The sequence below is a fragment of the Peribacillus sp. P4_D6 genome (assembly GCF_056401795.1).
The window spans coordinates 1-10,218 of record NZ_JBFUIQ010000129.1; the positions used below are offsets into that span (position 1 = coordinate 1).

Below are 10,218 nucleotides of genomic sequence, written 5' to 3' on the forward strand. Positions count from 1 at the left end.
CCTGCAAGCTGCTGAACTTCTTCGGTCGACATGTTCGCAAATAAATAAAGCACCCATGGATATCCGATTTCAACACCGTATGTTTCCCCAATGGCTTCATACAGAAAGTACATTTTCGCTTTAAAATCTTTAAATCGATCAGTTGAATGTAGCGTTTCTAACCGCTCTTTTCCATTCATCCCATTATAGTTGGAATAAAGAAATTCGTAATCGCGTTTCAGATCCTCGGCGATTTGCTTGAGAGTGACTGCATCTCCCTGAAGGTTTTTAAACTCGTGTGAAAAGGGTCCATTCGGCACATTCTTTTTGATCACTTCATAAAACTCTTCCGGTTGCATGTTATATGCCAAGTGATCAATTTGATAAAGAAAGAGGGCCTCCTCTGTATCATTCATGATGCTCGTATGATCCCAATCAAAAACAACATAAGGTTTTCGATTTGGATCGTATGCTGTACTTCCAGCACCATGCTTATCAATTAGGTTTTGAACAGACTTATAGGTGTCAGGAGCCCATTTTCCTTTATCCAACACTTGAATACAGTGGCCCTCCCTTTTTTGCTCATTCGAAACTGCATTTCCGCTTGCAGCCGCTCCTAAGGAAGCAGACAAAAACAAGCAAATAATGATCATGCCAAATAGAGCCTTTAATTTGGTTCTATTATTCATATTATCCCCCCTGAAAAATGCAAAAGACGCCTGCCCAATAGCTCGTTATTAGCTATTGAAACAGGCGCCATTGCCGATTGATTCTTTTATGCGTAAATATTATCAATAATTTCCAGAATAGTCAAATATTCATTTGTAATTCTTAACATTTTCTATAAAATCCTCTCTAATAACTCCCCTACTTTCTCTGCCATTTCCTCCGGCGGATAAGGCATGCCATTTTTTAACCACCATTCCACTACACCTACATAAGCATTTGCCACAAATTCGACAACTACATCTTCACTTTGACCAAAATTTTTTCCTTTTGTTATATCCACGTCTTTTTTGAACTCTTCGATATTATGCTGAACAAACCGGCTGCGAAAGTACGGAGCTCCCTCACTTGCCAACATCGTCGAAAAAAATAAATAATTACGTTCAAGATATTCCATGCAGTGTACAGTCGATTCAATCCAATCCATTTCAGCTTCCGACTCACAAAGGTTAACCATGTTATTGATATGTTCTTCTATGATTTTATCCAACAGATCAAATTTATCCAAGTAATGGAGATAAACAGTTGCACGGTTAATATTTGCCCTGTCAGAAATATCCTGAATGGTCATGCTATCAAAATTTTTTTCTGACATCAATTCAAGAAATGCTTTCTTAATTGCTTCTTGAGTTCTTACAATTCTTCTATCCACTTTTGCCATATTAACACCATACTTTCCTTGAGATAGTCAACAATTTTTATTGATTTGTTGTTTAAACAACAAAACTGATTAAATTAACGATTTATATGCCTTGTTTTGTTTAAATTTATATTTTAAATTATAGACAGATGTCGAGAAAACATCAATTGTAGTTTTATTTTACATGAAAGGATGAAACGAAATGACAATTGAAAACAAAGTGGTTGTAATTACAGGCGCAAGTTCAGGTATTGGGGAAGCAACAGCTAAGCTGTTAGCAGAAAAAGGTGCAAAAGTTGTACTTGGCGCAAGACGTGAAGAGCGTTTAGCAAAATTAGCAGAAGAAATTAGATCGAACGGTGGTCAAGTGGCTTATCGCGTCACTGATGTCGTTAACCCAGATGATAGTCAGCAGCTTGTTCAACTAGCTAAAGACACTTTTGGCGGTGTTGATGTAATCTTCTTGAACGCTGGACTAATGCCTAATTCACCACTTTCCGAATTAAAAACTGACGAGTGGAACAGCATGGTTGACGTTAATATTAAAGGTGTATTGAATGGTATCGCAGCAGTATTGCCAACATTTACTTCGCAAAAGTCTGGTCATGTCATCACTACGTCATCAGTAGCTGGGCTTAAAGCATACCCAGGCGGTGCTGTTTATGGAGCAACAAAGTGGGCTGTTCGTGATTTAATGGAAGTTTTGCGTATGGAATCTGCCCAAGAAGGTACTAACATCCGCACAGCAACTATTTATCCAGCAGCGATCAACACGGAATTGCTGGATACGATTACTGATAAGAATATTTCAGAAGGTATGACTGCGCTGTACGAACAATATGGTATTGCGCCTGATAGAGTTGCCAATATTGTGGCATTCGCTATTGATCAGCCAGAAGATACGAACATTAATGAGTTTACAATTGGACCAACAAGTCAACCTTGGTAATAATAAAAGGAAGATAAAACTAAGAGCTATTCATTTTCTGAAATTTAGGCTGTCGAGAAGATCTTGACAGCCTTTCAATTTCTTCTCGGGATGTTTACAGGCTTTAACTGGAGAAATCTCCTCTGATCAAAATTATTATCCGAAAAATGGAGGAATTAACATGTCAAAGGATACGAAAGTTGCACTTGTCACAGGCGGAAATAGAGGAATTGGATATGAATTGGTCAAACAATTAGCTTTGATAGGTTTCAAGGTTATTTTGTCAAGTCGGAATCCGGAGATGGGTCATAAAGCGATACAACAACTTAGGGAGTCAAATCTGGACGTTTCGTTTGTGTCGATAGATGTCAATAATCAAGAAAGCATCCGTCAAGCTGCGGTAGCAATAAATGAGAAGTATGGAAGATTAGACGTATTGATTAATAATGCTGGCGTGTATCTGGATGAGAATAAACAATTATTGAATATGGATCCATCAATTTTAGAGAATACAATGGCAACCAATTTCTTTGGAGTTTACCATATGATCCGTTCCTTTATTCCCCTCATGGAAAAACAAGGCTATGGGAGAATCATCAATGTTTCCTCAGAATATGGGGCAATGAGCGAAATGTCATATCCAGGAGTAGGGGCTTATAAAATGTCCAAATTTGCCCTGAATGGATTGACAAAATTAATAGCTGTAGAAATCAAATCTGATATCAAAATAAATGCGGTCGACCCGGGATGGGTAAGTACAGATATGGGGGGACCATCTGCTCCAAGAACTCCTGAGCAAGCTGCTGAATCTATCCTTTGGTTAGCTACTACTGGAGCTGAAGGACCTAACGGGGGATTCTTCAAAGATGGAAAACGAATCGATTGGTAGCAATACTTCATGAGCAAATTATTTGGTGTTAAAGCTGGTTCGATGAAACCATCTTTTGCAATTGTTATTGCTTTAGAACCAATTAAAGAAAAAATCCGGTTTTCCTTTGCCTACTAGGATAACCGGATTTTTCTATAATTTGGTGAAGAAATATACCTAAACTAAACTGTCCCGTTTGTGCCATATGAAAAAGGCTGCCTCAGCAACCTGCCTTATTGAAGTAAAGCACCTTAGTTGAAGTATTTTGCGAGTATTATTTCATAGACTGTAGATATGCTGGTTTATTAACTTTCAATGGAGATTTTTTTCATTAATCGTTTTTAATTTATCTTCCGTAGCCGTTCCCTCTACTGGTGTATAGATACTGCATCTTAGGTCCATGTCCCCCTGGACTTGGAGAGAAGTTAAATTAAACAGCATCTTCCCGGCTTTGGCATGTCTAAATTCAATCATCATTTCTGGAGCTTTACTCACTTGACTTTCTTGCCATAAAGATTGAAATTCCGGATGAGAATCACTCATTTCTTTAATAAATAGGTTATACCACTCATCACCTAAGTAGTGACCATAATAGGCACGAAAAATGGAAAGAAATCCTTTAACAAAATGCTCCCAATTCACAGCTAATGATTTTAATTCTTTTCTTGTAAATAATAGATGGATCAAATTTCTTTGGTCATCAGGAAGTTGTTCAAAATCTAGAAATACGTGAGCGGCAGCATTGTTCCATCCTACAATATGACAATGTCGATCTGTAATGATAGTAGGGCAATACGTTAACTCCGCTAAAATTCTTTCCAAAGAAGGACTAAGTTTTGGCTGATCCTTCTTTCGATGAATAATGGATGATTTCACTTCTAAAGCTAAATCATATAGATACTCTCGTTCATCATTATTTAATTGCAGAGCTGTAGATATGCAATCCAATACGCTTGTAGAGACCTTTATATCCCGACCTTGCTCTAGCCACGTATACCAAGTAGTACTAACTCCCGCCAAATGTGCAACTTCTTCTCTTCGTAAACCAGGTGTTCTTCTCCGGGTACCAGCAGGTATACCTATAGATTCAGGCTTAATTTGGGATCGCTTCATTTTCAAAAATGTAGACAAAGCTTCAAGTCTGGTTTTATCATTCATTTCTAAACCCTCCATCATAACCATTTAACCGGGTAGTTATTATACCAGGATAAACACTCACTTGTAATAGGATAACCCTGAAGTATAATACGAGTATACTATTCATTTGGGGTGATGAAAAATGGAAAGAGTCGTTATTACCGGAATGGGAGTAGTCTCTCCTATTGGAAACAACGTAGAAAAATTTTGGAGAAATCTGACTGAAGGTAAGTCAGGCATTTCCTCTATTGATACATTTGATGTGAGCAACCATAAAGCAAAAATTGCTGGAATTATTCGTGATTTTAATGCAGATGATACTTTAGGAAAAAATGAAGCCCGACGTCTAGATCGCTTTTCCCAATTTGCTTTGGCTGCTGCTGAACAAGCTTGGACTGATTCTAAATTAGATATTGATGATATCAATCTAGAAAGACTTGGCGTATATGTTGGTTCGGGGATAGGAGGAATTGAAACATTGATTGAAAATGTGGATACTCTTCGAGAGAAAGGTCCAAGAAGAGTCAGTCCAACCCTGGTACCAGCCATGATTTCTAATGCTGCCGCAGCCCAAATTAGTATCAAATGGAACGCAATGGGACCTACTATGTCACCTGTTTCAGCTTGTGCAATCGGAAATACCGCTATTGGTGAAGCATTCAGGCTTATTCGCTTTGGAGAAGCTGATGCCGTTTTTGCTGGAGGAGCAGAGGCAGCTATTACAGATTTATCACTAGCTAGTTTTGGTAATGCTACAGCATTATCAACGAGAAACGATAATCCAGCTAAAGCTAGCCGCCCTTTTGATGTAAATCGAGATGGATTTGTCATGTCAGAAGGAGCAGGAATTTTAATCTTGGAATCTTTATCTCACGCTTTACGCAGAGATGCAAAGATTTATGCTGAAGTCATAGGGTATGGTGCAAGTTCTGATGCCTATCATATGGTAGCTACACACCCAGAAGGAAAAGGAGCCTACCTTGCAATGAAAATGGCTTTGAAAAACGCAAATATTTCTCCAGAAGAGATTGATGTTATTAGCGCACATGCAACAAGTACAGAAGTGGGAGATCTATCTGAGACACTAGCGATTAAAAAGCTATTTGAATCAAAAGCTTATCAAATCCCAATAACCGCTAATAAATCTATGCTAGGTCATATGTTAGGAGCAGCGGGAGGCGTGGAAGCAATTGCTTTGGCAAAAAGTTTAAAGGAAGGAATTATTCCTCCAACCATCAACTTAGAAAAGCCTGATTCATTATGTGATTTAGATTATGTACCAGGTGTTGCTCGTAAAGTGAAAATAAGTACTGGTCTATCCAATTCATTTGGTTTTGGAGGTCATAATGCAGCTATCGTTTTAAAAAAGTACGAGTGAATTAACTTTCACTCGTACTTTTATTAAAGTCCTCAATAGTACCTTTAGTTAGCTCCGCATTGGGTCTTTTTCTTCGATTAAGGTTTTTTTCTTATTCAGAAAGCCATATTTTTTTAAATACCTTTTAGCTATACTAACTAATTTAGTAAACAAAACAGTTAGAATTCCTTGTCCACAAGTTTTCTGAAGTAAAACATATTAATACTCTTATTGGTATTGCACCACAAGCAATAATTTTTCATTATCTTTTATCATCCATATAAACAAGGCTACATTTTTCTTCGATTAAGAAAATGACAAAAAAAGATCTAGTGCCAATGACTAGATTCTCTTTTTAATATCTTCTCTTAATGATTCAATGATAGTACCTGATAAGTTTGCAGGAAGAGATGAACCATCCTCAAAAACCCATGCATTAATTATTTCAAGATCTTCTTTTTTTAAAGTAATGCTATAATCTTTATCATTGTGAGTAAAGTCAGCTGTAACCGATTCTTCACCATTAAACTCGTCATCAATAATCATATTTTTTATTTCATATGGCTTCACGATGTAATCTCCTTTTTAACATTCTTGTCTATAGAATTAACCTTATATGATTGTTTATTCATTTTTTTCACGCCAAACCAAAAAACGAAGGGCTATTTTCAGAAGATGAAAGAATGTCAATTCCATTAACTTTGTGGTTATCATAGTTGAACATTCATATTTTCTCTCCATCACTTCTTCATTTTCCTTCATGATCTTCACCTAATCCTTTATCACAATCGGCTAGATATGACTTCGTTTTTAGTGAACTGTTCCGGGAAAGGAGAACGGAGATTTTAGACTGATGATAAAACTTTTCCAAATATAGGAGGATTAAGGGGAAAATCGGAGCGCAATAGGAAGCAAGTGCACTATTAAATGTTCTCTTCCTGGCTTATAAAAACAACAATAAAACAAGCGTTACTTACTGATCAAAGTAAGTAACGCTTGTTTACTAATTCTTACTCAAGAACTGATTAGTGGGCCTTTTTTTATTTTATAACATACCCTAATTATTTTTAGGATTCCCCATCCCCATTATCAAAAAATGAATCAAATCCCCCATCAAATTCCTCTGTTGCTTCTTCAAACATCTCCTCCATATCAAAACCTTCCATCATCTCAGTGAATAACATAGTCCCTAAAACACCCACTGCTAATCCACCAACCATTCCAGGTATAGCGTTTCCCATTTGGGAAGAGCGACCATGAGGATGGTTTGCGGAATAAGAGAACGGCCGTGTAAAAGCATAAGGCTGTTCAATAGCTTCCGATATATACTTTCCAAGTAGCTTATGAAGATCGTCTTCTTGCTCAAGAACTTCTCGATTTAAAAGAAACTCTCGTTTCGCTTCAATTTCCTTGTAGCCGCTTTTACAGTCAACCTCCATCCAGACCCGGATACCTGATTCTTCATTGGCAAACCGCATTTCCACTTCATTTACTTGTCCCATGAATTGTTGAGTGGGAAAGAAAGCAAATTCCTGTCCATATTGATCGATTTTACCTGAGTCAGCTGTCTCGCGAAATCCTAATTGAGCCATTGCATTAAAAATGGATGTGATGGATTCCTGGGATTGGATGACTAGCCGGTCTACATCTTTGCGGTCAACCCCGCCCTCAATATCAAGATGTGTATCCAGATAGTATGAGACAGTTCCCCTTGAAATAGGTATATTCGCAGGTAGAACGTAATGAAAAGGAATGACCTTACGTTCTTTGGGCTGAATACAATCTCGATTAATTAATGGTATATGTGCAACTTCCTTAGTAACGCTTCCTTGGTTTAATACCACATTCATCATCAGCCGGACAGTCACTTGATTGATTTTCTGTTCCACCTCACCGCCTTGAATGACTATCTGCCCTTGAATGCTTTCTCCAGCTTGATAATTATGATTGTCACATTGTAAATCTACAGTTGCAGCTCCTTTTCCTAAGCTGGCTAAGATTTTTTTAAACATACGTCCTCTTCCCTTCGTCAAACCTATATTAGAATTTATATGTATAATGGGGCGTAATTAGAAAGAACAGGAAATCCATTTGTTTTTTATGAGATTTCTAAATTATCCCTGATAGTATTACGTCAAAAAATGAAAATAGTTTCAAATAATTTGCCGCAGTAAGTGATCTTCCTTTGATAATGGAGTTCGTCGTCATTTATGATGCTGTTGATGGATTATTAAATTTAAAAGAGAAGGATTGATTCCTTCTCTTTTATTATTAATTATATTTATATAGGGGGAAATCCAGCAACAAAACGGCAAAGTAAAGAAAGAGAGAGTTCAATTTTCTCTCTAAAAAAATGCCAGGAGCTAACAATCCTCCGTCCTGGCATTTTTTTTGTTTAGAAAATACTTTAAAAATAACAGTTCGTCTTTATTATGATATATCCATTTCCCGGAACATTATTAGCCATTAAACTAATTTATCCTCGCTGGTAAAACAAATCTATTCCATCCCTCTTAAATGCATGCGCTTACATTCAAATCCGGATAAACACGTCTCTCTTTCACAATAGATCCGTTCATTATTACCTTACTGGGCTAAAGGTATATTCCTATCTAAAATATATAGAAATAACCGACTTCACGTTATTAAGGGATATTAGGACCATATTATAATTTCTCGATTAAGGATTGCAATTCCTCTTGAAGGTTTCCTTTTGAAAAAGCAGAGTGCAGAATTTCATGAACAGTATTTAAGGATATTTGTAGTTTTTCTTCACCTAATGTAGTTAACCGTGTGTAAATACCTCTTCGATCATCTTCGCATATTTGCCTTTGTAATACGCCGCAGCTTTTTGCTTCAAGCCTGACTACCAGCCTGGATATAGCACTTTGACTTAATCCTACCATATCTTGTAATTGTTGAAGCCTCAATTGTTTTTCGCCTGTTTTGGATAAAAAGTAAAGAACGTAAAACTCTTTTAATGAAAGGTTATGATTTTTTTGCAAAGCACTTTCCAGCTCATTCGTAATGCCCATTTGAATATTTGTAATCGAGAGCCAATTATCTAAATACTTCTTTTCTTGGTTGTTTTTCATGCACATTCCACCCTGTTCCATCCTATATAATTAAAATTTGGCACTTTAATTGATTATCATAAGGCATATAAATTGTTCTAAGATACTCCATAAAAAATAATTTTACCAAAGCCATAATGTAATGGTTAAGCTTATTAAAAAAAATGCGTGCCATCCATGTATGTTATATGGTTATTTTAGACGAGTTTCTTCTTTTTGTCTAAAATTGAGCTAATCCATAAAAAAAGCAGTCAAAATGACTGCTTTTTTCTTTAACCCATTGTAACTGAACAGGACCCTATTTCATTTCCACCCCAGTTAAGTGAAAGCTGGTCTTGATCTGAAAGAGGACCGACGCCACTTGGAGTACCGGTATAAATTATATCTCCTTTTCCAAGCCCAAAATGCTCTGCTGTAAATTCTATAATGGTTTGCAAATCAAAAAGTAAGTCTTTAATATTCCCGACCTGTACACGCTCTCCATTTTTAAAAAGGGAAAAATCTAATTGTTCACATGCTTCAACACCTGGAAACGGAATAAAATCACTAACAACTGCCGAATTTTTGAATCCTTTAGCCAAAAGCCAAGGATGCTGTTTTTGTTTTAACTGTGATTGAACATCTCTAAGTGTYARATCCAACCCAATGGCCATGGAGTCTACTATTTCATCTACTTTCATTCCTGGTTCAAACTGTTTTGCGATATGTATGACAAGTTCAGTTTCAAAGTGAACGGAACCCTGATTACTCGGCAAAGTAATTGACTGACCGTGTGCCTCCACGAGCGAATGAGTCGGTTTTGAAAATAAAAAAGGGGAAGTTGGTATTTCATTATTCAATTCTTTTGCATGCAAGGCATAGTTTCGACCTACACAATAGATATTTTTAATGTCTTTCATCATAAAAACCACTCTTTTCTTTTAAGAAATAAATATTTAAATGATAGTGAAACAATTGGAAATTCCCTACTCATGACAATTGTAAATAGGATCAAAATTATAATTACGGGATTGTTCCAAGAAATAAAAGAAGCCATCCGATTTAAGTACATTTTATATTTTTCTGACTTTTTATACAATGATTAATATAATTCCATGTTGAAACGACGTTAGGTCGGTCTGGATTTTAACTTGCGGATAAAATACGAAGTCTTAATGCGCTATGATTGGTGAAGAAGAATTCATACACATAATTATTTTTTATTTTAACAAAAAAAGAGCCAACTTCTAAACATGATTTTATTCAGCGAGATCAGCATCCTCATCACCTCAAGTTTTAATACTTCTATTTTAAAACAAAAATGACTCCTGGCAAAAGTGTTCTATCTAAAAGGCAAGAYAAAGTTGATTGGAGCGGGTGTWCGAGACTCCTGCTTAGAAAAGCGCGTCTAGGGGAGACCCCGCAGGCGAAAGCCGAGGAGGCTCCCCGACCGCCCGCGGAAAGCGAGTGCCCTACGTTCCAATCAACGTCCAAATTGTACAAGCCATAAAAATAGACAAACTCGATTTT

The 10,218-nt window shown here is 36.7% G+C and carries 9 protein-coding genes and 2 pseudogenes; 3 read left to right on the forward strand and 8 right to left on the reverse strand.

The window, feature by feature from the left end:
* Both AC1DVB_RS22495 and AC1DVB_RS22500 read right to left on the reverse strand, forming a co-directional pair.
* A pseudogene (locus AC1DVB_RS22495) lies at positions 1-668 on the reverse strand (haloacid dehalogenase-like hydrolase); the annotation flags it as partial.
* Between the two features lie 152 nt (positions 669-820).
* Positions 821-1,366, reverse strand: coding sequence for a TetR-like C-terminal domain-containing protein (locus AC1DVB_RS22500; RefSeq protein ID WP_454861427.1), 546 nt, complete (start codon positions 1,364-1,366; stop codon positions 821-823).
* 181 nt (positions 1,367-1,547) lie between these two features.
* On the opposite strand from AC1DVB_RS22500, the gene AC1DVB_RS22505 reads away from it, so the two are divergent.
* Entirely contained in the window at positions 1,548-2,294 is a 747-nt protein-coding gene (locus AC1DVB_RS22505) for an SDR family oxidoreductase (protein WP_034307681.1), read from the forward strand.
* A 160-nt stretch (positions 2,295-2,454) separates the two neighbouring features.
* Positions 2,455-3,162: an SDR family oxidoreductase gene (locus AC1DVB_RS22510; RefSeq protein WP_477591049.1), complete on the forward strand. Its 708-nt coding sequence runs from the start codon at positions 2,455-2,457 to the stop codon at positions 3,160-3,162.
* A 284-nt stretch (positions 3,163-3,446) separates the two neighbouring features.
* Here the strand turns inward: AC1DVB_RS22510 and AC1DVB_RS22515 are convergent.
* Positions 3,447-4,299, reverse strand: a pseudogene (locus AC1DVB_RS22515) (helix-turn-helix transcriptional regulator).
* Between the two features lie 121 nt (positions 4,300-4,420).
* Here AC1DVB_RS22515 and fabF point away from each other — a divergent pair.
* Positions 4,421-5,656: a beta-ketoacyl-ACP synthase II gene (gene fabF / locus AC1DVB_RS22520; RefSeq protein ID WP_098864227.1), complete on the forward strand. Its 1,236-nt coding sequence runs from the start codon at positions 4,421-4,423 to the stop codon at positions 5,654-5,656.
* Between the two features lie 321 nt (positions 5,657-5,977).
* On the opposite strand, the gene AC1DVB_RS22525 is transcribed toward fabF, so the two are convergent.
* From AC1DVB_RS22525 to AC1DVB_RS22545, 5 genes are all read right to left on the reverse strand, one after another.
* A complete protein-coding gene (locus tag AC1DVB_RS22525) occupies positions 5,978-6,205 on the reverse strand; it encodes a hypothetical protein (protein WP_063575845.1) in 228 nt (75 codons plus the stop codon).
* 54 nt (positions 6,206-6,259) lie between these two features.
* Positions 6,260-6,397 carry a hypothetical protein gene (locus AC1DVB_RS22530; RefSeq protein ID WP_156404354.1) on the reverse strand — a complete coding sequence of 46 codons (138 nt, stop codon included), beginning with the start codon at positions 6,395-6,397 and terminating at the stop codon, positions 6,260-6,262.
* Between the two features lie 305 nt (positions 6,398-6,702).
* On the reverse strand, positions 6,703-7,647 hold the full coding sequence (locus tag AC1DVB_RS22535; protein ID WP_095679389.1) for a sporulation protein: 945 nt from the start codon (positions 7,645-7,647) through the stop codon (positions 6,703-6,705).
* A 654-nt stretch (positions 7,648-8,301) separates the two neighbouring features.
* On the reverse strand, positions 8,302-8,730 hold the full coding sequence (locus AC1DVB_RS22540) for a MarR family winged helix-turn-helix transcriptional regulator (RefSeq protein WP_477591052.1): 429 nt from the start codon (positions 8,728-8,730) through the stop codon (positions 8,302-8,304).
* 251 nt (positions 8,731-8,981) lie between these two features.
* Positions 8,982-9,608, reverse strand: coding sequence for a fumarylacetoacetate hydrolase family protein (locus AC1DVB_RS22545; protein ID WP_098187394.1), 627 nt, complete (start codon positions 9,606-9,608; stop codon positions 8,982-8,984).
* Between the last annotated feature and the right edge of the window lie 610 nt (positions 9,609-10,218).